The sequence below is a fragment of the Microbacterium sp. LWH7-1.2 genome (genome assembly GCF_038397755.1).
Lineage (GTDB): Bacteria > Actinomycetota > Actinomycetes > Actinomycetales > Microbacteriaceae > Microbacterium.
In genome coordinates, this window is sequence record NZ_CP151637.1 from 878,894 (window position 1) to 901,021 (window position 22,128).

Here is a 22,128-nt window from a genome sequence, read left to right on the forward strand (position 1 = left end):
AGATAAATTTCCTCCGATCCGTTAGGTCGGCCTCACTAGCCGAGGGCTCCGGTGCGGGGGAAGATGGGGATGCCGGACTCCGGCACGATCCCGCCGCCGACGAAGGAGACAGACGTGTCCACGGTTGACAGCTTCGGTGCGAAGAGCACCCTGACGGTCGGCAGCACCGACTACGAGATCTTCCGCATCGACACGGTCGCGGGCTACGAGAAGCTCCCGTTCAGCCTCAAGGTGCTGCTGGAGAACCTTCTGCGCACCGAGGACGGCGCCAACGTCACCAAGGAGCAGATCCAGGCCCTCGGCTCGTGGAACCCCGACGCGGAGCCCGACACCGAGATCCAGTTCACGCCGGCGCGCGTCGTGATGCAGGACTTCACCGGCGTACCCTGCATCGTCGACCTCGCCACGATGCGCGAGGCCGTCACCGCGCTGGGCGGCGACCCCAGCAAGATCAATCCGCTCTCGCCCGCCGAGATGGTGATCGACCACTCCGTGATCGCCGACCTCTTCGGCCGCGAAGACGCCCTCGAGCGCAACGTCGAGATCGAGTACGAGCGCAACGGCGAGCGGTACCAGTTCCTCCGCTGGGGCCAGACGGCGTTCGACGACTTCAAGGTCGTGCCGCCGGGCACCGGCATCGTGCACCAGGTGAACATCGAGCACCTCGCCAAGGTCATCTACGACCGCCAGGTCAACGGCGTCCTGCGCGCCTACCCCGACACCTGCGTCGGCACCGACTCGCACACCACGATGGTCAACGGCCTCGGCGTGCTCGGCTGGGGCGTCGGCGGCATCGAGGCCGAGGCCGCGATGCTCGGCCAGCCCGTCTCGATGCTCATCCCGCGCGTCGTCGGCTTCAAGCTCACCGGCTCGATCCCCGCCGGCGTCACGGCGACCGACGTCGTGCTCACGATCACCGACATGCTGCGCAAGCACGGCGTCGTGGGCAAGTTCGTGGAGTTCTACGGCGAGGGTGTCGCCTCGGTGCCGCTCGCGAACCGCGCCACCATCGGCAACATGAGCCCCGAGTTCGGCTCGACCGCGGCGATGTTCCCGATCGACGACGTGACCCTCGACTACCTCCGCCTCACCGGCCGCGACGAGGACGCCGTCGCGCTCGTCGAGGCGTACGCCAAGGAGCAGGCGCTCTGGCACGATCCCGCCCGCGAGCTCGTCTTCAGCGAGTACATGGAGCTGGACCTCGGCACGGTCGTCCCCTCGATCGCCGGCCCCAAGCGTCCTCAGGACCGCATCCTGTTGTCCGAGGCGAAGTCGCAGTTCGAGAAGGACATCGTGAACTACGCGACGGCCTCCACGAGCGATGACATCGTCGACCTCGAGTCGAAGCACTCGTTCCCGGCCTCCGACCCGGGCGCCGTTCCCGGCGAGGAGGAGCCCACGACGCGCCCGGTGCACATCAACAGCGGCGCACCCGCGTCGGCGTCCAAGCCCGTGAAGGTCACCACGCCCGACGGCGAGGCATACATCCTCGACAACGGCGCCGTGACCCTCGCGGCCATCACCTCGTGCACGAACACGTCCAACCCGTCGGTCATGATCGCGGCGGGCCTGCTCGCCAAGAAGGCCGTCGACAAGGGCCTCAAGCGCAAGCCCTGGGTCAAGACGACGCTGGGCCCGGGCTCGAAGGTCGTCACGGACTACTACGAGAAGTCCGGCCTCGACAAGGCGCTCGAGGGCCTCGACTTCTTCACGGTCGGCTACGGCTGCACGATCTGCATCGGCAACTCGGGACCCCTCATCGAAGAGGTCTCGGCCGCGATCAACGACAACGACCTCGCCGTCACCGCCGTGCTCTCGGGCAACCGCAACTTCGAGGGCCGCATCAGCCCCGACGTGAAGATGAACTACCTCGCCTCGCCGCCCCTCGTGGTCGCGTACGCGCTGGCCGGCTCGATGAACTTCGACTTCGAGACCGACCCGCTCGGCAAGGACACCGACGGCAACGACGTGTTCCTCAAGGACATCTGGCCGTCGCCGGAAGAGGTCCAGCAGATCATCGACACCTCGATCTCGCGTGAGCAGTTCATCACGCAGTACGCGACGGTGTTCGAGGGCGACGAGCGGTGGAAGAACCTGCCGACGCCGACCGGACCGGTCTTCGAGTGGGACCAGGACTCGACGTACGTGCGCAAGGCGCCGTACTTCGACGGCATGAAGATGGACCTGACCCCGGTCTCGGACATCTCCGACGCGCGTGTCATGGCGACCCTCGGCGACTCGGTCACGACCGACCACATCTCGCCCGCCGGCAACATCAAGGCAGGCACACCCGCGGCTCAGTACCTCACCGAGCACGGTGTCGCGCAGAAGGACTTCAACTCCTACGGCTCGCGCCGTGGCAACCACGAGGTCATGATCCGCGGCACGTTCGCCAACATCCGCCTCAAGAACGAGCTGGTCGCCGCCGTCAACGACGGCCAGATCGTGGAGGGCGGCTTCACGCGCGACTTCACGCAGGAGGGCGGTCCGCAGTCGTACATCTACGACGCGAGCCAGAACTATCAGGCGCAGGGCACTCCGCTCGTCGTCTTCGGCGGCAAGGAGTACGGCTCCGGCTCGTCGCGCGACTGGGCGGCCAAGGGCACCAGCCTGCTGGGTGTGAAGGCGGTCATCACCGAGAGCTTCGAGCGCATCCACCGCTCGAACCTCATCGGCATGGGCGTCGTCCCGCTGCAGTTCCCGGCCGGCGAGAGCTGGAAGTCGCTGGGTCTGGACGGCACCGAGATCGTCTCGATCTCGGGTCTCGAGCAGCTCAACGAGGGCGTGACGCCGAAGACCGTCAAGGTCACGGCCGAGCCCAGCGAGTTCTCGCCCGAGGGCAAGCAGACCGTCGAGTTCGACGCGGTCGTCCGCATCGACACGCCCGGTGAGGCCGACTACTACCGCAACGGCGGCATCCTGCAGTACGTGCTGCGCTCGCTGGTCTGACAGCTGATTCACGGGGGACCGGATGCTGCGGCATCCGGTCCTCCTTCATGCCCCGGGTAGACTTGCAGAGCCCTTCCCGGGCCGGAAAGGAGCGGGGATGTCGCTGCTGTCGTCCATCACCGGACCCCGCGACCTCGACGCACTGAGCCTCGATCAGCTCGAGCAGCTCGCGGAAGAGATCCGCGGCTTCCTCGTCGAGAACGTCGCACGCACGGGCGGTCACCTGGGCCCCAACCTCGGTGTCGTCGAACTGACGATCGCGCTCCATCGCGTGTTCGACTCGCCCAACGATCCGATGATCTTCGACACGGGTCACCAGTCCTACGTCCACAAGCTCCTCACGGGACGTCAGGATTTCACGAAGCTGCGCGCGCGCGAGGGCCTTGCCGGCTATCCGCAGCGCTCCGAGAGCCCGCACGACGTCGTCGAGTCGTCCCACGCATCGAGCTCGCTGAGCTGGGCGGACGGCGTCTCGCGCGCCCTGACCCGCACCGGCCGCAAGGACCGGCACGTCGTCGCCGTCGTCGGCGACGGCGCGCTCACCGGCGGCATGACGTGGGAGGCGCTCAACAACATCTCCGACGACAACGACCGCAACCTGGTCATCGTGGTCAATGACAACGGGCGCTCGTACGCCCCGACCATCGGCGGCATGGCGCGCTACCTCAACCGCGTCCGCACCGCAGATTCGTACCGCAACCTGCACCGCGGCTCCGACACGCTGTTCCGCAAGCTCGGCCCCGCCGCCCGCGCCGTCTATCGCGGCGTCCGTGGGGGCACGCACGGCTTCCTGTCGCGGTTCACGAACAACGCGGCGCTGTATTCGAACCTCGACATCAAATACCTCGGGCCGGTGGACGGGCATGACCTCCCGACGCTCATCGAGACGCTCGAACTCGCCAAAGAGTACGGTGCGCCCGTCATCGTCCACGCGATCACGGAGAAGGGCCGAGGCTACGCACCCGCCCTCGAAGACGAGGCCGACCAGTTCCACGCCGTGGGCAAGATCGACCCGATCACCGGCGAGTCCCTCGGCGCGGCCGCAGGCACCGCCTGGACCGACGTCTTCGCGGACGAGCTCGTGCACGTGGGCGACCGGCGCGGCGACGTCATCGCGATGACCGCGGCCATGCTGCGCCCCACAGGTCTGCTGCCCTTCGCGCAGCGGTTCCCCGACCGCGTGTACGACGTCGGCATCGCCGAGCAGCACGCCGTCGCGTCGGCGGCCGGCCTGGCGTTCGGCGGCCTGCACCCGGTCGTCGCGATCTACGCGACGTTCATGAACCGCGCGTTCGATCAGGTGCTGATGGATGTCGCGCTCCATCGCGCGGGCGTCACCTTCGTGCTCGATCGCGCCGGCGTGACCGGCCCCGACGGCCCGAGCCACCACGGCATCTGGGACCTCGCGATGCTGCAGATCGTGCCGCACATCCGCATCGCCGTGCCCCGCGACGAGGTCCGACTGCGCGAGGAGCTGCGTGAGGCGGTGGCCGTCGACGACGCGCCCACCGTCATCCGCTTCCCGAAGGGCGGCGTGAGCCCCGAGCTCGCAGCCCTGGAGCGCCTCGAAGACGGCGTGGACGTGCTGGTGCGCTCCGACGCACAGGACGTGCTGCTGGTCGGCATCGGCCCGATGGCGCACATCGCGGTAGACGTCGCCGAGCGCCTGCGCGCGCAGGGCATCGGCGCCACGGTCGTCGACCCGCGGTGGGTCGTCCCTGTGCAGCCGTCGATCGTCGAGCTCGCAGCATCCCACCGTCTCGTGATCACGATCGAGGACGGCATCCGCGTGGGCGGCATCGGCACCCGCGTGCGCCAGGTACTTCGTGAGGCGGGCGTCGACACTGCGGTCGACGAGCTGGGCGTACCCGACGAGTTCATCGACCACGCGAGCCGCGAGCAGATCTTGGAGGACGCGGGTCTCACGCCGGCGAAGATCGCGCAGGACGTCGTCGCGCAGGTGCTCGGCACCCGCATCCCCGTCGCACGCGGCGCGGAGACCCGCGAGATCCCCGTGATCCCGACGCTGTCGCGGGAGGACTCGACGCTGTCGCGCGAGGAGCGCCGCTAGACTCGCGCGGCGCAGCCACGTCGAAAAGGGCGCATCCTCCGAGGAGGATGCGCCCTTTCGGTGTTCGCGGCGTCAGCCGGCGATGCCCTTGATCACCGGGTGGTGGAAGGTGTCGTCGAAGACGCGCTCGGACGCACCCTCTCGATCGAGGTAGGGCGATGCGCCGCCGTCGACGAACGGCCAGCCCGCGCCGAGGATGAGGCAGAGGTCGATGTCCTCGACTTCGGGGACCACGCCCTCGTCGAGCATGATCTTGATCTCCTGTGCGAGCCCGTCCTGCACGCGGCGCAGGATCTCGTCGGCGGAAGCCGGCGACGAGCCCACCGCGGGCTTGAGCACCTTCTCGGCCGCCTTGGTCCAGCCGGTCACGCGGCCGCCCTTGTCCTTCTCGACGACTTCGGGCAGCTCCGCCAGCGCGTGGAAGTTCTCGTTCGCATAGAACCGTTCGGGAAACGCGCGCACCATCGTGTCCTGCACGTGTGCGGCGACCTTCCAGCCCACCAGGTCGATGAGCTGGAACGGCCCCATCGGCAGACCGAGCGGTGCGAACGCCTTCTCGACGTCGGCGACCGGAGTGCCCTCGTACACGGCACGCGCAGCTTCGCCCATGACCTTCGCCAGCAGGCGGTTGACGACGAAGCCGGGCGCGTCGGCGGTGAGCACCGCGTTCTTGCCCAGGTTCTTCGCGACCACGAAAGCCGTCGAGAGTGCGCCCTCCGAGGTCTGCGGCGTCTTCACGATCTCGATGAGCGGCATGACCGCGACCGGGTTGAAGAAGTGGAAGCCGACGAGGCGTTCGGGGTGGACGAGCTTCGCGCCGATCTCCTCGACCGAGAGCGACGAGGTGTTGGTGGCGAGGATCGCGTCCTCGGCGATGATCTGCTCGATCTCCGCGAACACCTGCTGCTTCACACCGACCTCTTCGAAGACGGCCTCGATGACGAAGTCGCAGTCCGCGTAGAGGCTCTTGTCGGTCGTGCCCGTGACGAGTGCGCGCAGCCTGTTGGCGGAGTCGCCGTCGAGCCGGCCCTTCGCCTCGAGCTTGCCGATCTCGTCGTGGATGTACGCCACGCCCTTGTCGACGCGCGCCTGGTCGAGGTCGGTGATGAGCACCGGCACCTGCAGCTTGCGCACGAACAGCAGCGCGAACTGACTGGCCATCAGACCGGCGCCGATGATGCCGACCTTCGTGACCTTCTTCGCGAGCTCCTTGTCGGGAGCGCCGACCGGACGCTTGGCCCGCTTCTGCACCAGATCGAAGGCGTACATGGATGCGGCGAACTGGTCGCCCGTGACGAGCTCGGCGAGGGCCTCGTCCTCACGTGCGAAGCCTTCCGCCTTCGAGCCGTTGCGCGCCTTGTCGAGGAGGTCGAGAGCCACGTACGGGGACTTGGGCACGGTACCGATCTCGGACTCGAGCATGCCGCGCGCCATCTTGATCGCGATCGGCCACTTGGTGAGGCGCTCGATCTTGCCCGGCTCCTTCTTCCGGTCGACCTTGATCTTCCCGCCGAGCACGCCGTCGGCCCACGCCAGCGAGTCCTCGAGGTAGTTCGCAGCAGGGAAGATCGCGTCCACGATGCCGTAGTCGAACGCCTGCTGCGGCTTGAGCATGCGGTTCTGCTTCAGCGGGTTCGAGATCACGACCTCGAGCGCGTTCTCGATGCCGATGAGGTTCGGCAGCAGGTATGCGCCGCCCCAGCCGGGGATGATGCCGAGGAACACCTCGGGGAGCGCGATCGCCGCGGCCGAGGCATCCACCGTCCGATACGTGGAGTTGAGTGCGATCTCGAGGCCGCCGCCGAGTGCCAGCCCATTCACGAACGCGAACGTGGGCACGCCCAGCTCGGAGAGCTTGCCGAACACCTTGTGGCCGAGCTGGGCCACCATGCGGGCGTCGTCCTTCGAGCCGACCTTGCTGATGTCGCTGAGGTCGGCGCCGGCGGCCAGGATGTACTGCTTGCCGGTGATGCCGACCGCGTGGATCTCGCCGGCGGCCGCCCGTGCCTTCAGCGCGTCGAGCGTCTCGCCGAGCTGGAACATCGTGGCGGGGCCGAGCGTGTTCGGGCGGGTGTGGTCGCGGCCGTTGTCGAGGGTGACCAGTGCGAGCACCTTGCCGGAGGCCAGACGGACGTCGCGCACCCGGGACTGCGTGACCACCTCGCCGTCGGTCACGGCGAGGATGGGGGAGAAGTCGATGTGTTCGTACTGTTCGGAAACGGTGTTCGTCATCGTCGTGTCACTCACTTCCGCTTCTTGCCGTCGAAGTGCGGGTTCTCCCAGATGACCGAGCCGCCCTGGCCGAGGCCGACGCACATCGCGGTGAGTCCGTAGCGCACGTCGGGGCGCTCGGCGAACTGGGCCGCGAGCTGGATCATCAGGCGCACGCCCGAGGCGGCGAGCGGGTGGCCGACTGCGATGGCGCCGCCCCACTGGTTGACCCGGGGATCGTCGTCGGCGATGCCGAAGTGGTCGAGCAGCGAGATCACCTGGATGGCGAACGCCTCGTTCAGCTCGAAAAGGCCGATGTCGTCGATGGTCATGCCCGCCTTCTTCAGCGCCTTCTCGGTCGACGGGATCGGGCCGATGCCCATGATCTCGGGCTGCACGCCCGCGAAGGCGAACGAGACCAGCTTCATCTTCGGCTTCAGGCCCAGCTCCTTGACCGCACCGCCGCCGGCGAGCAGCGACATCGTCGCCCCGTCGGTGAGAGGCGAGGACGTGCCGGCGGTCACCCGGCCGTGCGGGCGGAACGGCGTCTTGAGGCCGGCGAGGTCTTCCATCGTGGTCTGCGGGCGGCGACCCTCGTCCTCGGTCGCGAGGCCCCAGGAGCCGTCGGCGTCCTTGGTGGCGACCGAGACCAGGTCGGGCTGGATCTTGCCGGCGTCATATGCGGCCTGCGCCTTGTGCTGGCTGAGCATGCCGTAGCGGTCCGAGCGCTCCTTGGTGAGGTGCGGGAACCGGTCGAAGATGCGCTCGGCGGTAACCCCCATGTTGAGCGCGCCGGGGTCGACCATCTTCTCCGCGACGAAACGCGGGTTCGGGTCGGCGTTGCCGCCGATGGGGTGGTGGCCCATGTGCTCGACGCCGCCCGCGAGAGCGACGTCGTACATGCCCACGCCGATCGAGCCCGCCATCGTGGTGACGCTCGTCATGGCACCCGCGCACATGCGGTCGATCGCGAAGCCCGGAACCGTCTGGGGGAGCCCGGAGAGGATCGCGACGCTGCGGCCGAGGGTCAGCCCCTGGTCACCGGTCTGGCTGGTCGCGGCGATCCCGACATCGTCGACGCGGTCCTTGGGAACGCCGGGATTGCGCTCCATGAGCCCGATCGTCGCCTTGACGGCGAGGTCGTCCGCGCGGGTGTTCCAGTACATGCCTTTCTCGCCTGCGCGCCCGAACGGGGTGCGCATTCCATCGACGAAGAAGACGTCCGAAATCTCGGCCACTCTGCCTCCAAAAGTAGGGATGTCGCCAGCCTAGGAGGGCGCGTGGAGCGGTCGGAATCGGGTGGGGGAAACCTACGAAGCGGTTTCCGACGCCTCCGACGCGACTTGCACGGATCCCACAAAGGCATCGGCGATCACCTGTGCGGTCTGCGCAATCTGCCAGGGTCGCGCACCCAGGGCCGACAGGGCTTCACCGATGGATGCCGCGTCCAACTGTCGCGGCGGAGCCCAGGCGACGCGTCGCAGCAGCTCGGGAGTGAGCAGGTTCTCGGTGGGCATGTGGAGCTCCTCGGCACGCTGCTCCACGACAGGGCGCGCCGCCTTGAGACGGGCGTCGGCCTCCGGGTTGCGATCGGCCCACGCCCGCGGCGGCGGCAGCGTGTCTCCGCCGGTCGCACGTTCCAGGGGAAGCTGCGTGACGGCACGTCCGGCCTCGATCGCCGCCCACCAGCGGTCGAGCTGGGAGCGGCTCGCCCGGCCGGTGAAGTCCTTCACGGCGGCGAGGGCGCTCTTGGACTGGGGATCCGCCAGCACGGCGGCGACCAGAGCACGGTCGGGGACGAGCCGCCCGGGTGCGACGTCCTCCTCCCTCGCGTACTCCTCGCGGGCTGTCCACAGTTCGCGGGCGACGGCCAGCGCCTTGCGGCCGCGCACCGTGTGCAGGCCCGACAGGCGGCGCCATGGCTCCTCACGCGGAGGCTTGGGCTCGCGCTCGAGCACGGCGCGGAACTCCTCCGCGGCGAACTCCGTCTTGCCCTGTTCCAGGAGTTCCGCCACCAGTTTGTCGCGCACGTCCACGAGGTGTTCGACGTCGAGTGCCGCGTATTCGAGCCACGTCTGGGGGAGTGGACGCATCGACCAATCCGACGCGGAGTGGGCCTTCGCGAGCGTGATGCCCAGCGTGTCCTCGACGACGGCGGCGAGACCCACTCGCTCGTGCCCGAGGAGGCGGGCGGCGAGCTCGGTGTCGAAGATGGAGGCGGGCTCGAGACCGATCTCGCGCAGCGACGGCAGGTCCTGACTCGCGGCGTGCAGCACCCATTCCTCGGCACCGATCGCGTCCTCGAGGGCGCGGAAGTCGCCGATCGGCGGGGGATCGAAGAGGAACACGCCCGCACCGCGCCGGTACACCTGCACCAGGTAGGCCCGCTGCGAGTAGCGGAACCCCGAGGCGCGCTCGACGTCGACGGCGACGGGTCCCTTCCCGTCTGCCAGGCGCCGTGCGGCCTCTCCGACGCGCGCGACCTCGTCGATCACGTCGTATTCAGCCACGTGGCGACCTGTGCGAACCGAGCATCGCGATCCCTTCCGAGCCGGGCGGAAGCCCTGCAAGCATGCAAACCAACTCCGCCCATGCTTCCACGTGCGGAGCGATCGCGCCTTCCGGGGTCCAGGACGCGCGCAGTTCTATCTGCGCCCCGTCGCCCTCCGCGGCCAGCGCGCCGAAACCCTTGGAGAGTGTCTTCGTGGCGGTGCCGGACGCCGAGTGGTAGGCGGCGCGTCGTGACTCGAGCGCATCGGTGAGCCAGGTCCACGCGACGTCCGCGAGCAGCGGATCCACCCCGATCTCCGGCTCGAGCGGGGCCTGCGCGAAGCACACGATCCGCCACGGACCGTTCCAGGGCGCGGGCTCCTCCGGATCGTGCAGGAGCACCAGCCGCCCCGTGCCGTAAGGCGAGTCCGCGGAGTCGGGCTCGGGACGCACGTCGCCCGCGATCGCGAACGCGTTCGGCGCGAGACCCTGCGGCGCGGCGATCTCGCGGACGGTGAGGTCGTCGCGGAACGAGATCGTGCGCACCGCCTCGGCGGCCTGCTCGAAAGAGCCCGGTGCCGCCGGGGGACGCTGCTCAGTCACGCGGACAGACTAGGCTGATGCCTCGATGGTCGCCTCCAGGCGCGCCGCATGGGACGGCGCACGCAGTTACCCGGGAGGGCCGAAGGCTCTCGCTCCTCGCCGCAGGCGCAGGACGCCCGCCCTCGTCGCCGGTGTGAAGGCCGCGCTCACGGTGCTGAGCGTGGCGCTGGCTGCTGTGCTCGGCGCCCTCGCGGCGGGTTCGGTGGTGATGGCGCGCAAGGTCGTCACTCCGGCGCGCCGGCAGTCCGACACTCGCATCCTCGCGCTCGACACCGCCGCGCAGACGATCACCCTGTCGCGCACGGCCGACACGGAGCTCCCCGGACGCTACGGGCTGTTCACGTCCGGCACGTCCGATTACATCAAGCTCGGCTCGGTGCTGTCGGAGGACGCCTCGAGCGTCAAGCGCAAGCTCCTCACGCACATCCCGGCGGACGCGAGCCTCGCCCCCGAGGCGGCGTTCAGCGGCTGGTACTACGACCACCCCGAGCAGCTGCACCTTTCGTTCACCCCCGAGCTCATCGGCTCCACCGTCGGCCCGTGCCCTGCGTGGCAGTTCCCGGCCGGCGACGGCGACACCTGGGTCATCCAGGTGCACGGGCGCGGCACCACCCGGGCCGAGTGCTTGCGTGCGGTGCCCGTGTTCCACGCGCTCGGCATCACGTCGCTCGTGGTGTCGTACCGCAACGACGGCGAGGCGCCGCGCAGCCGCAACGGCACGTACGCGCTCGGGGCCACCGAGTGGAGAGACGTCGATGCGGCCGTCGGCTTCGCGAGGCGACGCGGCGCACGCCGGATCATCGTCATGGGCTGGTCCATGGGCGGCGCGATCGCGCTGCAGCTCGCGCTCAACTCGGCGCACGGTGACGCCATCGCAGGTCTCATCCTCGAATCGCCGGTGGTCGACTGGCGGATCGTGCTCGACTTCCAGGCCCGTGCGGAGCGCGTCCCGGGCGCCGTCAGCCGTCTCGCAATCGAGGCGCTGCAGGCCGAGTGGGCCTCCCCGCTGACCCGTACGGGCGCCGCCATCCGTCTCGACCAGCTCGACGTCGTCGCGCGGGCCGCGGAGCTGCGGCATCCGATCCTCATCCTCCACAGCGACGACGACGGATTCGTGCCGTCAGACGCGTCGCACGACCTCGTCGCCGCCCGTCCGGATCTGGTCGAGATGCAGGTGTTCGAGGTCGCGCGGCACACCAAGCTGTGGAACTACGACCAGGAGCGCTGGACCGCCAGCATCGGCACGTGGCTCGCCGCTCACGGGATCGTCGCGGACTGACGACCCCCGATGGGCATCAGGCCGCCGATCTGGCGCGCACCTGACGCTGGGCGCGCAGGAGCATTCCGGTCATCCCGGAGATGCGCAGGGGCGACACCACTCGCGTGAGGCCCAGCGTCTGCGGGAAGTCGCCCGGCACCGCCAGCACCTCCGCGGTCGTGAGGCCGGTGAGGCCCTGCGCCAGGATGCTCGCGAATCCGCGCGTCGTCGGCGCCTCGGGCGGAGCCGTCGCGTGCATCGCGACGGTGCCGTCGGCGTCGACGTCCACGACGATGAACACCGGCGACTGGCACTCGACCACGCGCTCGTACAGTTCCGGGTGACCCTCGTATTCCACGGGCATCGACGGCAGCTCGTACGAGTACTCCAGGAGCAGCTGGAGCCGATCGGGCTCAGGCAGCTCGAGGAACTCGTCGCGGATCTCGGCGAGACGGTCAGGCAGGACGGATTCGGTCATCTCCGCCATTTTCCCACGAGACGGATGCTGCGGCTCAGCGCAGAGGCGCATCTCCCGGCTCGGCACCCGCCACGATCGGCACACGCACCGCGCTGCCCCACTCGGTCCACGACCCGTCGTAGTTGCGGACGTCCTCGAAGCCGAGGAGGTGCTTGAGGACGAACCACGTGTGGCTGGACCGCTCGCCGATGCGGCAGTAGGCGACGATCGCGTCGCCGTCCTGGAGCCCGACCTCGCCGCGGTAGATGGCGTCCAGCTCCGCGCGGGGCCGGAAGCCGCCGTCCTCGGCGACGGCGCGCGCCCACGGCACGCTCTGCGCCGACGGGATGTGTCCGCCGCGCAGGGCTCCTTCCTCGGGGTACGCCGGCGCCGACGTGCGGGATCCGTCGTATTCCTCGGGGGAGCGCACGTCGATGAGCGGTCCACGGCCGAGGTGGGCGAGCACGTCGTCCTTATAGGCGCGCAGGACGGAGTCGTCGCGCTCCACGACCGGGTATTCGGTCGGCTCCGGGTTCGGGGCATCCGTCGTGATCGGTCGCCCCTCGGCGATCCACCTGTCTCGTCCGCCGTCGAGGAGGCGGACATCCTCGTGCCCGAACAGGGAGAACACCCACAGCGCGTACGCGGCCCACCAGTTGTTCTTGTCTCCGTAGATCACGACGGTGTCGTCGCGGGAGATTCCCTTCCTGCTGAGCAGCGCGGCGAAGCCCGCACCGTCGACGTAGTCGCGCACGACCGGATCGTTGAGCTCGGTGTGCCAGTCGACCTTCACGGCGCCCGGGATGTGGCCCGTCTCGTACAGCAGCACGTCCTCATCGGACTCGACGACGACGAGGCCCTTGCGGTCCAGGTTCGCCTCGAGCCAGTCGCCCGTCACGAGTCGCCCCGGCTCGGAGTACTCGGCGAACTTCTCGGACGAGGTGTCGGTCTCGACGGTCATGGCGTCTCCTGGATTCGGGTGCGAGGTTCGAGCGGCCGTCATCCGCCATCAAGCGGGGGCGGGCGCGCACGGCTGACGGTTAGGGTTGAACCGTCGACTCCGACCCTAGATTCCCGCGGGGGGCGCCACAGCCCCTCCGTAAGACACCGACACAGGATCCGCATGACCGTCTCCGCCACCCGCACCGGCGTCGTCCACCTCGCGGAGCGCGCCCCGCAGCTCGCCGGTGCCGAGATGGTCGCCGCGCTGGTCCCGCCGCCCCAGTTCGCCGACGCGACGTTCGACACGTACCGCGCCGACCCGGCCTATCCGTCCCAGCAGGAGGCGAAGGACCTGCTCCAGGCGTTCTCAGGTGCCGCCGCGCCGGCCAAGGGCGGCCTGTTCCGTCGAGCCAAGCGCCCTGAGCTCAAGCCCGGCGTCTACCTCGACGGCGGGTTCGGCGTCGGCAAGACCCACCTCCTCGCCGCCGTGTACCACGCGATGCCGGCCCGTCGGAAGTACTTCGGATCCTTCATCGAGTACACGGCGCTCGTGGGTGCGCTCGGCTACCAGAACACCGTCGAGCTCTTCCGCGGCGCGGATCTGCTCTGCATCGACGAGTTCGAACTCGACGATCCCGGCGACACCATGGTCATGACGCGGCTGCTGGGCGAGCTCGTCACCTCGGGAACCAGGCTGGCCGCGACATCCAACACCCCTCCCAACGCCCTCGGCGAGGGGCGCTTCGCCGCGCAGGACTTCCTCCGCGAGATCCACGCGATGGCCTCGAGCTTCCAGACCATCCGCATCGACGGCACGGACTTCCGCCACCGCGCGGTCGACGGGCATGCCGTCGTTCTCGATCTGCCCCACTATGAGGCGGCGATCGCGGACGCCGCCACCACGGGACTCGCGTCGGACGACACGTTCGAGGCGCTCGTCGCGCACCTCGCGCACGTCCACCCCTCGCGCTACATCCGCCTCATCGAAGGGCTGGCGGTCGTCGGCCTGAGGGACGTGGCCCCTTTCACCGACCAGTCGGCGGCGCTGCGGTTCGTCGCGTTCATCGACCGCGTCTACGACGCGCAGCTGCCGATCCGCGCCACCGGCACGTCGCTCGACCTCGTCTTCCCGGAGGAGATGCTCGCGGGCGGCTACCGCAAGAAGTACCTGCGCGCGATCTCGCGGCTCGTCGCCTCGACGCTCGCCTGAAGCGCGCCGTTCTCGGAGCCGGTGTTCGGCGCGCCGAAACACGATGTTTACGTGCGCGCCCCTCGCGTAACGAAGGGGAAACACGGGTCGTCCCGCTGCCGAAACGGAGCCTCGGCACACTGAGTGAACCCGACGCTATACCTGCGTCCCTGCAGAGAGGTTCTCTTCGAGATGGATCAAGGCAACACCGCATTCATCCTGATAGCGGCAGCACTCGTCCTGTTGATGACGCCAGGACTTGCGTTCTTCTACGGCGGTCTCGTCAAGGCCAAGAGCGTCATCAGCATGATGATGCTGAGCTTCGGCGCCATGGGCCTGATCGGCGTCCTGTGGGTCGTCTACGGCTACGCGATCGCATTCCCCGGTGCTGACGGCCTCGTGGCGCCGTGGTCGATCGACTGGTCGGCGCTGGGGCTCACGAGTCTGCTGGAGGCTCCGGAGGGCGCTGCCTACCCGCCGCTCGCCTTCGTCGCGTTCCAGGCCACGTTCGCCATCATCACCGTCGCCCTCGTATCGGGCGCCATCGCGGACCGCGCGAAGTTCGGCGCGTGGCTCGTCTTCGCCGCTATCTGGGCGACGATCGTGTACTTCCCCGTTGCGAGCTGGGTGTTCAACTTCGGCCTCGCCGAGGACGGCAGCTTCGCGTACGGCGGCTGGATCACCTACGGCATGCAGGAGTGGTTCGGCGTCGGTGCGATCGACTTCGCCGGCGGCACCGCAGTCCACATCAACGCCGGTGCGGCCGCCCTCGCCCTTGCGCTCGTCCTCGGCAAGCGCGTCGGCTTCCAGAAGGGCGTGCACGTGCCGCACAACCCTCCGTTCGTGCTGCTGGGCGCGGGCCTGCTGTGGTTCGGCTGGTTCGGCTTCAACGCGGGCTCGGAGCTCGCGGCCGACAACACGGCCGCCCTCGCTTTCGTGAACACCATCGCCGCCCCGGCCGCGGCACTGCTCGCGTGGCTGATCGTGGAGAAGATCAAGGATGGCAAGCCCACCTCCGTCGGCGCCGCCTCGGGTGCCGTCGCCGGTCTCGTGGCGATCACGCCCGCGTGCGCCTCGCTCGACCCGATCTGGGCGATCCTGCTCGGCTTCCTGGCCGGTGCCGTGTGCGCCCTCGCCATCGAGCTCAAGTACAAGTGGGGCTTCGACGACTCGCTCGACGTGGTGGGCATCCATCTCGTCGGCGGCCTCCTCGGCACCCTGTACCTCGGCTTCTTCGCCAAGAGCACCGGCCTCTTCTGGACCGGCAACGGCACCCAGCTGATGGTCCAGGCGATCGCCGCCCTGGCGGTGCTGGTCTACTCCTTCGTGCTCGCCTACGTCATCGGCTGGGTCATCCAGAAGACCGTCGGCTTCCGCGTCAAGAACGAGGACGAGGTCGCCGGTATCGACACCGTCGTCCACGGTGAAGAGGGCTACGTGCTCGAGGGCACTCGCGCCTGACACACGGCATCCGCTCCCAAAGGGCGTCGCGGTTTCCCCCCGGACCGCGGCGCCCTTCGGCGTTCCCGGGCGCCGACCCCCGGCGATCCTAGGATGGCGATCGTGACACAGCGAAGCGGGTTGCGCGGCATCCTGAGCAGCATGTTCCGGCCCCACCGGACGGCAGGGTCCTCCACGACCGCACCCGCGTCCGAAGACGGCCGCAGCGGCCCGACGGCGACCGTGGAGGTGGCGCCGCCCGGCAGGGGAGCGCTGCGGATCACTTACGCCCCGGACCACGACGGCGACCCGGACGCGGGCGAGATCATCTGGACGTGGGTGCCGTACACCGAGAACGACGGCCGCGGTAAGGACCGCCCGCTCCTCGTGATCGCGAGGCAGAGCGCCGACCGCGTCTACGCCGTCCGTCTCACCAGCAAGCCGCACGACGGCGACCGGGACTTCCTCGCCCTCGGCACAGGGGACTGGGACTCGCAGGGTCGCCCGTCGTGGCTCGATATCGAGCAGCTCTACAGCGTGCATCGCGACGGCATGCGGCGCGAGGCATCCGCCCTCGATCTGAACCGGTTCGTCCTCGTTGCGGACGCCCTCCACCGCCGCTACGGCTGGGATGTCGGCGACTGACGCGAGAAGGCCCGATCACTGTCGTGACCGGGCCTTCTGTGGTGGTGGGCGATACCAGACTCGAACTGATGACCTCTTCTGTGTGAAAGAGGGAAACGGCATCCCACCCCATACCGGCGAGTCCCCGTCTGCCCCCTGGATACGGGCTCCAGGCGGGGACTCGTCCCGTTCTGTCCCATCGCGTGACGGGGCCGTACCGCGTGTGGATTCCACACACGGCTCTACACATCTGTTGGCTAGTCCTGCGCCTGGCCGAGGTCGATAGGAAGCTGCCCGAGGATTCGCCGCGCCGCGTCCAATGTCGCGAGCGCCTCACCCACGGTCACAGGGCTCAGCGGAGACATGTTGATGTGGATGAGGGACTCATCGTCGTCCTCCTCCACGCGAAGGACGCATGCGGAGCCGATCGGCTCGACCTCGCCAATGAGGCGCGAGATGTACCGCACGTCATCGAGGATGACGGGTTCGGCTTCGCGCATGTACATCGCAACGATGGTGTGGCAGGCGTTGAAGGCGTCGTGGAACGCCCACCGGAGATCGACCTGTGCGGGCTGACCTGCCCATAGGTCGCGGAACTGCTCCCACGCCTTCCGATATGGAGGCTCCGCCTCCTTGATGTACCTCTCACACAACGCGGGCACGTCGACCATGGGTCGGGTTCGATTCTCACCAGTGTCGGGGTCCCGGTCCTTTGACACGGTTATGGCGCTCGTCGCTGACCGGTAGTGCTGCTCGACGTTGCGGAGCATCCACACCAACCGGAAGGCGTGATGCTTCTTGTACAGGGTGTCGAAGTTCGCAGGCGCAGTGCTTCCCATCGGAAACGATAGAGAACTTGCCGTCGTCTCGATAGTTGCCCGGAGTCCAGTGAAGGCTGTCAGCGCGGCGCTGAGGCGTCCGTTCAGACGCGACCGGAACTCACCACGCTCGAAGTCGGTAGGCGTGACCGAGGGAATCTCGTCCAGCGTCTCGGTAAGCGCGTTCAACGCGTCGATGAGTGGCCCGATCAGCGTATGGCCCGCGAAGTCGCGCATCCGCTCCATCGCGAGGGGTATCCGCTTCCGCTCCTCGTCGGTGAGGGGCCTGTCAACGCGGACACTTCCCTTCGTGTTCGACCCGAGGGACCAACCATCACCATCCAGCATGTACGCCTCCTCAGGGCAAGCATGACGCACCCCTCCCACGCAGGAGAGCGCGGGAGTGGTGCGCGGTTGGGGTCGCGTCAGTCGCTCAGGGTGATCCTCTGAATCGCGGCCGCGTGCGGGAACGCGAACGACACGCGCATGGTCGCGCGGATCGCCGTGCGGTCGCTGGTGAAGTACGCCGAACGGTCCACGGCCAGGTCGACGTCATTCCGGCGCACCAGGATCGCGTGCACCCGCGGGATGCCCCAGCCGGTGCCCGCCGTCACTGCCGACGAGAAGCGCTCGCGGACGCCAATTCCACACAACCGGCCGATTTCTCCACACAACGCGCCGTGGGCGAATAGGTGGAATGCGAAAACCCCCGGCGAACCAGGGGTTTTCTTGGTGGGCGATACCAGACTCGAACTGATGACCTCTTCCGTGTGAAGGAAGCGCGCTACCAACTGCGCCAATCGCCCGTTCCCCGAGGGGGACGAGTAACAACCTTACCGGATGCAGCCCGGTGCCTCGAACCACATCGCCGAGACACGCGCGGGGTGCACCCGGTTTTGCAGGACGCCCCGGATCGGTTAGAGTCTTTCAAGTGCCCGGGTGAACAACCCGGGAACGAAATGCGGATGTAGCGCAGTTGGTAGCGCATCACCTTGCCAAGGTGAGGGTCGCGAGTTCGAGTCTCGTCATCCGCTCGAGTGCAGGGATCCCTCCAGGGGTCACGGCACGTGGGGTCAAACCACACGCGGTGGCGTGGCCGAGCGGCTAGGCACCGGCCTGCAAAGCCGTTTACACGGGTTCGAATCCCGTCGCCACCTCCACTCGAACTGAATAGCCCTTTCACGGGCGCGATTGGCGCAGCGGTAGCGCGCTTCCCTGACACGGAAGAGGTCACTGGTTCGATCCCAGTATCGCGCACCACCTGAAGCCCCCGCCTCGGCGGGGGCTTTCGCATTCCGCGTGCACATCAGCGGACATGCTCCGAGGGATACACCTCCCTGATCCGCTCCCTGAAGAACCTGCCGGCGCTGTCGGACTCGCGGAGCGCCCGGTGCACCGAGGGCGGGACCGCGAAGTAGCGATACACATCGCCGGACGTGAACTCGAGTTCGAGCACGGCCGTGTCGGCGTCATACCCGGCCGACGCGATCGCCGCGGAATCGAGACGGTGTCGTCGCACGCCTTCAGGCTACGCCGGGGCGCCGCGCCGGCACCTCCGACACTGCGTCAGGCGTTCAGCTCGGCGAGGACCCTCGGGTATACGTCGATGTGGGCACGTGCCCCGAGGAAGACGTCGGCGTGGCCGTACCCGCGGAGCACGGTGAGCGAGTGTCGCCCTGGCTGATGCCGTTCCAGGTACGCGTGGGTCTTCCTCTGACTCTCCGGCAGGAACGCCCTGTTCTCGGCACCCGCGAACAGCGCGAACCTCGCCTGCGTCTGCGGCACCCCCGCCGCGAACCTCGACGGGAGTCCTCCCTTCCCACGGATGGACACGAGCTGGCCCGCCCGGTCCGAGGCGGCGAGCTGCGCGTAGAAGCTCATCGGCACGCGGCCGAACTCGGTCGCGACCCAGTCGTGGGTCGCAGCATCCAGATTCGCGTGCCGCCAGAGCGCGGGATGCCCGGATCCGAGCGCGAAGCTCGCCATGTTGCAACTCGCGTTGCCGCACTCGGCGTGCCAGAGCCGCACCGCGTTGCGGGTCACGCGGGGGAGCGCGCGCTCGGGGCCGTCGCGCCACGGCACGTCGACGTACGACTGCGTGCGCTGCACGAGAGGCCGCAGGGTGTGCAGCTTCAGGCGCGCGAACGACGGCATCACAGGATGCAGCGACACGCCGTTCGACACGATCACGTCGACTTCGGGCACGAGGCCGCTCACCGCCGCCATGCTGAGGGCCGTCGATCCCTGACAGTGCGCCACCGCCCTGAGGGACGAGGCGCCAGTCTGTGCGATCACGTAGCGGACGGCGGTGGGGATGTCGTGGAGCGCGACGTCGTCGAGCGTCCAGGGGCGCGGGTCGAGGTCGGTCGAACCGCGCCAGTTGAGCATCCAGACGTCCCAGCCGTCGTCGAGGAGCACGTCGACGAGCGTGCGGGCGACGGGGGGCCGGAACGACTCCGCCCGCATCGCCACGCCGTGCAGCAGGAGCACCGGCCCCTTCGTGGGTCCGGTGTCGGTGCGCACGCGGATGAGCGTGATCGTGACGCCATCGCCCGCGTCGATGAAGTGGACCTCGTCCTGGTGCCGGAAGCGCGCCGTCGCCCTCACGATCGGTCCTCCGGCGCGGCCTCCGACGAGACCGCTGCCGGAACGGTGCCCGGTGCGGGCGGTCTCGGGCGCAGGTACACGTCCTTCATCGAACCGGCGAAGAACGCCCCGAAGCGTGCGATGGAGCCCAGCGGCCCGGATCCCGACCCGCGGAAGGTCGTCAGCTGACGGGCGAAATCGAGGGGCAGGATCCGCAGGATCCCCGCGCCGATCACATCGGCGGGGGCATCCTGCGCGCCGTTGTCACCCGGCGGGACGTGCCCGCGCATCAGGGAGATGTAGAGGGTGGAGGTATCGGTCCACATGTCGAACCCACGGTCGTTGCGCACGGTCTTGAAGCCGTACATCGTGAGCGGCTGGCCGGACAGGTCGCTGAACCAGAGCCGGTAGCGCATCTCGCGGGTGAGGGCCGCCTTCGCCGTCACGAACAGGTTCGCCCATCCGCGCTGCACGGGCAGATGTCCGCCGAGCAGGTCGCAGTCGACGTACCCTTCGGCGATCGCGGTGTGATCCTCACCGGCGGCGAAGCGCTCGACATCCGGTGCGGTGATCGTGAGCTGGAACATGAATCGCTGCGCCAGCTGGCGTCCGAGCTCCCAGCCGGCGAGCGGATCGGTCTCGCCCAGGGCCAAGTGGCCCTTCATCTTCTCGGTGAACTCCATTCCGCGGCCGGCGACCGGGTCTGCGGGCGCCTCGACGACCGGCGCGGGGGCCGCGTCCGCCGCAGCGCGCCGTCGCCGGGGCTTCGGCTTCTCGAGGGCGTGCTCGAGGGCGCGGTCGGCCATCGCGGCGATGGTGAGCGAGGGATTGGGCCCGACGGGGCCGGGCACGGCGGAGCCGTCCACGACGAACAGCCCGGCGTGGCCGAACGATTCGCCCCAGCTGTCGACGACGCCCTCCTGGGGAGCGCGGCCCATCGGTGTGCCGCCCAGCGGGTGGACGGTCACGACGCGTTTCGTCCACCAGAGCGGGTTGTCGCGGAACCTGCCGCCGAGCGACTCGGTGATGCCCTGCATGGTCTCACGCATGGCATCGAAGTACGCCTTGCTGGTCGCGGTCGTCCATTCCACGTCGATCTCGCCGTCGACGAGCGTGATGCGTCCGTCGGGGGTGTCGCGGCCCATGCCGAGCAGGGGGAGAGAGCTGGAGGTGAGTCGCCCCTGACCGACGAGCTTGGCCACCTCGGCCGAGATGGTGGACTCGTTCTTGTTCGTCAGCCGATGCGCGACCATCTGCGAGACGACACCGGCAGCGCGGCGCATCGACGCCGTGACCTGGGCGGTCTCGACGAGCCAGCTGGTGAACTCGGGGAAGCCGGCCTCCTGGACGTAGTACCCGCGGCCCTGTCCCTCCTCGTCGAGTCCATCCGGCTTGCGGATCGCGGTCGTGATCACCGGCCCGTATGCCGGGTCGATCATCCTCGTGTGCCCGGCCTCGGTCGTGGACTGCGCGCCGAAGCAGAAGGTGAGCAGGTCGCCGTTGCCGCTGAAGCGCGTTCCCAGCGCGCGTCCGAGAGCGGGCAGCGCCACCCTGTTGCGCAGCAGCAGCGCGGTGGTGCCGAACGTGCCCGCGCCGAGGAACAGCTGGTCGCATGTGATGCGCAGATGCGTGCGCTCGTGACGGCCGCTCGCGTCGGGCTCGCCGTACCGCACGTAGCGCACTTCATACCCGCCGCCGTCGAGCGGCGTGACGCCGTACACCTCGCAGAGGGTGCGGAGCTGGGCGCCGCGCGCGGCCGCGGCGGACAGGTAGTTGTGGTCGAGGGTGTTCTTCGACCCCTCGTTGCAACCGATGTCGCATTCGCCGCACAGCCGGCAGGTCAGTCGCGTCGCGCCGTGCAGGTTTCCATAGGAGGGCTCGTCGACGATCTGCTTGGGGATCGGCTGCGCGCCCGGTCGCGAGGCGAACGCCACGGCGAGCGGGGGAGAGAAGGCCTGCAGGCCCATCGCCTGCGCGGCCTCATGCAGCGCCCGCGCCTTGGGGAGATCGGGATACGGGTTGGGTACCGGCGTCATCATCGCCTCGACGGCGTCGTAGTGCCGGTCGAGGTCGTTGCGGCCGATCGGCCAGTGCTCGTACCCGCCGCCGGGAAGCGGCGAATCGTGCACGAACCAGCGCTCGTCCTTGCGCAAGAGCACGTTGGCGTAGATGAGCGATCCGCCGCCGAGGCCGGCCGACACGATGCCCTCGAGCTTGCGGAAGGACCGCACATCGAACAGGCCGAGCAGTTCGTCCTTCGGCTCCCAGAACGCCCGGCTCATCTCGTAGGGATTGCGCGCGAAGCTGCCCGGCGGATAGGCGCGTCCGCGCTCGAGCAGCACGACGGAGCGGCCCGCCTCGGCCAGTCGGTAGGCGCTGACCGATGCCCCGAATCCGGAGCCCACCACCACCGCGTCGACGTGTTCGGCCGCGGGCATGTCAAAGCACCTCCGTACGGAGCTCGGCGTGCCTCTGGTCGTTCTCGTGTTG

At 68.8% G+C, this 22,128-nt stretch carries 17 protein-coding genes and 4 tRNA genes; 9 read left to right on the plus strand and 12 right to left on the minus strand.

What is annotated here, in order from left to right; all coding sequences use genetic code 11:
* Window positions 1-114 precede the first annotated feature (114 nt).
* Window positions 115-2,949 (plus strand): aconitate hydratase, encoded by a 2,835-nt coding sequence (locus MRBLWH7_RS04200; protein WP_341999450.1) that lies wholly within the window; start codon window positions 115-117, stop codon window positions 2,947-2,949.
* A 97-nt stretch (window positions 2,950-3,046) separates the two neighbouring features.
* The gene (dxs, locus tag MRBLWH7_RS04205; RefSeq protein ID WP_341999453.1) at window positions 3,047-5,020 is read left to right on the plus strand and encodes a 1-deoxy-D-xylulose-5-phosphate synthase; all 1,974 of its coding nucleotides are present in this window, start codon (window positions 3,047-3,049) and stop codon (window positions 5,018-5,020) included.
* A 72-nt stretch (window positions 5,021-5,092) separates the two neighbouring features.
* Here dxs and MRBLWH7_RS04210 read toward each other — a convergent pair whose 3' ends face one another.
* The 4 genes from MRBLWH7_RS04210 to MRBLWH7_RS04225 all read right to left on the minus strand — a co-directional run bounded on the left by MRBLWH7_RS04210 (window position 5,093) and on the right by MRBLWH7_RS04225 (window position 10,324).
* Window positions 5,093-7,252: a 3-hydroxyacyl-CoA dehydrogenase NAD-binding domain-containing protein gene (locus tag MRBLWH7_RS04210; protein WP_342001909.1), complete on the minus strand. Its 2,160-nt coding sequence runs from the start codon at window positions 7,250-7,252 to the stop codon at window positions 5,093-5,095.
* 11 nt (window positions 7,253-7,263) lie between these two features.
* Window positions 7,264-8,469, minus strand: a complete 1,206-nt coding sequence (locus MRBLWH7_RS04215) for a thiolase family protein (protein ID WP_341999455.1) — start codon at window positions 8,467-8,469, stop codon at window positions 7,264-7,266.
* Between the two features lie 72 nt (window positions 8,470-8,541).
* Window positions 8,542-9,741, minus strand: a complete 1,200-nt coding sequence (locus MRBLWH7_RS04220; protein WP_341999457.1) for a ribonuclease D — start codon at window positions 9,739-9,741, stop codon at window positions 8,542-8,544.
* The gene (locus tag MRBLWH7_RS04225; protein ID WP_341999459.1) at window positions 9,734-10,324 is read right to left on the minus strand and encodes a DUF3000 domain-containing protein; all 591 of its coding nucleotides are present in this window, start codon (window positions 10,322-10,324) and stop codon (window positions 9,734-9,736) included. The genes MRBLWH7_RS04220 and MRBLWH7_RS04225 overlap by 8 nt, the downstream gene beginning before the upstream one ends.
* A gap of 25 nt (window positions 10,325-10,349) precedes the next feature.
* Here MRBLWH7_RS04225 and MRBLWH7_RS04230 point away from each other — a divergent pair, with 25 nt between their 5' ends.
* Window positions 10,350-11,603 carry an alpha/beta fold hydrolase gene (locus MRBLWH7_RS04230; RefSeq protein ID WP_341999461.1) on the plus strand — a complete coding sequence of 418 codons (1,254 nt, stop codon included), beginning with the start codon at window positions 10,350-10,352 and terminating at the stop codon, window positions 11,601-11,603.
* Window positions 11,604-11,619: 16 nt separating this feature from the next.
* Here MRBLWH7_RS04230 and MRBLWH7_RS04235 read toward each other — a convergent pair whose 3' ends face one another.
* Entirely contained in the window at window positions 11,620-12,060 is a 441-nt protein-coding gene (locus MRBLWH7_RS04235; protein ID WP_341999463.1) for a SufE family protein, read from the minus strand.
* A 34-nt stretch (window positions 12,061-12,094) separates the two neighbouring features.
* Complete coding sequence (locus MRBLWH7_RS04240; RefSeq protein ID WP_341999465.1) at window positions 12,095-13,000, minus strand: sulfurtransferase; 906 nt, start codon at window positions 12,998-13,000, stop codon at window positions 12,095-12,097.
* 162 nt (window positions 13,001-13,162) lie between these two features.
* Here MRBLWH7_RS04240 and zapE point away from each other — a divergent pair, with 162 nt between their 5' ends.
* From zapE to MRBLWH7_RS04255, 3 genes are all read left to right on the plus strand, one after another.
* On the plus strand, window positions 13,163-14,191 hold the full coding sequence (gene zapE, locus MRBLWH7_RS04245) for a cell division protein ZapE (protein ID WP_341999467.1): 1,029 nt from the start codon (window positions 13,163-13,165) through the stop codon (window positions 14,189-14,191).
* A gap of 171 nt (window positions 14,192-14,362) precedes the next feature.
* Window positions 14,363-15,631: an ammonium transporter gene (locus MRBLWH7_RS04250; protein ID WP_341999469.1), complete on the plus strand. Its 1,269-nt coding sequence runs from the start codon at window positions 14,363-14,365 to the stop codon at window positions 15,629-15,631.
* Between the two features lie 102 nt (window positions 15,632-15,733).
* Window positions 15,734-16,255 carry a type II toxin-antitoxin system PemK/MazF family toxin gene (locus MRBLWH7_RS04255; protein ID WP_341999471.1) on the plus strand — a complete coding sequence of 174 codons (522 nt, stop codon included), beginning with the start codon at window positions 15,734-15,736 and terminating at the stop codon, window positions 16,253-16,255.
* Window positions 16,256-16,491: 236 nt separating this feature from the next.
* On the opposite strand, the gene MRBLWH7_RS04260 is transcribed toward MRBLWH7_RS04255, so the two are convergent.
* The 3 genes from MRBLWH7_RS04260 to MRBLWH7_RS04270 all read right to left on the minus strand — a co-directional run bounded on the left by MRBLWH7_RS04260 (window position 16,492) and on the right by MRBLWH7_RS04270 (window position 17,858).
* The gene (locus MRBLWH7_RS04260; RefSeq protein ID WP_341999473.1) at window positions 16,492-17,400 is read right to left on the minus strand and encodes a hypothetical protein; all 909 of its coding nucleotides are present in this window, start codon (window positions 17,398-17,400) and stop codon (window positions 16,492-16,494) included.
* Between the two features lie 77 nt (window positions 17,401-17,477).
* Window positions 17,478-17,666, minus strand: a complete 189-nt coding sequence (locus tag MRBLWH7_RS04265; RefSeq protein ID WP_341999475.1) for a hypothetical protein — start codon at window positions 17,664-17,666, stop codon at window positions 17,478-17,480.
* Window positions 17,667-17,782: 116 nt separating this feature from the next.
* Window positions 17,783-17,858, minus strand: a tRNA-Val gene (locus MRBLWH7_RS04270).
* A 155-nt stretch (window positions 17,859-18,013) separates the two neighbouring features.
* Between MRBLWH7_RS04270 and MRBLWH7_RS04275 the strand changes: the two genes are divergently transcribed.
* From MRBLWH7_RS04275 to MRBLWH7_RS04285, 3 genes are all read left to right on the plus strand, one after another.
* A tRNA-Gly gene (locus MRBLWH7_RS04275) sits at window positions 18,014-18,086 on the plus strand.
* Between the two features lie 52 nt (window positions 18,087-18,138).
* A tRNA-Cys gene (locus MRBLWH7_RS04280) sits at window positions 18,139-18,212 on the plus strand.
* A gap of 25 nt (window positions 18,213-18,237) precedes the next feature.
* Window positions 18,238-18,312, plus strand: a tRNA-Val gene (locus tag MRBLWH7_RS04285).
* A 46-nt stretch (window positions 18,313-18,358) separates the two neighbouring features.
* Here the strand turns inward: MRBLWH7_RS04285 and MRBLWH7_RS04290 are convergent.
* The 3 genes from MRBLWH7_RS04290 to MRBLWH7_RS04300 are packed head-to-tail and all read right to left on the minus strand — an operon-like array spanning window position 18,359 to window position 22,076.
* On the minus strand, window positions 18,359-18,571 hold the full coding sequence (locus tag MRBLWH7_RS04290; RefSeq protein WP_341999477.1) for a KTSC domain-containing protein: 213 nt from the start codon (window positions 18,569-18,571) through the stop codon (window positions 18,359-18,361).
* Between the two features lie 47 nt (window positions 18,572-18,618).
* Window positions 18,619-19,659 (minus strand): alpha/beta fold hydrolase, encoded by a 1,041-nt coding sequence (locus tag MRBLWH7_RS04295; RefSeq protein ID WP_341999479.1) that lies wholly within the window; start codon window positions 19,657-19,659, stop codon window positions 18,619-18,621.
* Entirely contained in the window at window positions 19,656-22,076 is a 2,421-nt protein-coding gene (locus tag MRBLWH7_RS04300) for a GMC family oxidoreductase (RefSeq protein WP_341999481.1), read from the minus strand. The genes MRBLWH7_RS04295 and MRBLWH7_RS04300 overlap by 4 nt, the downstream gene beginning before the upstream one ends.
* Between the last annotated feature and the right edge of the window lie 52 nt (window positions 22,077-22,128).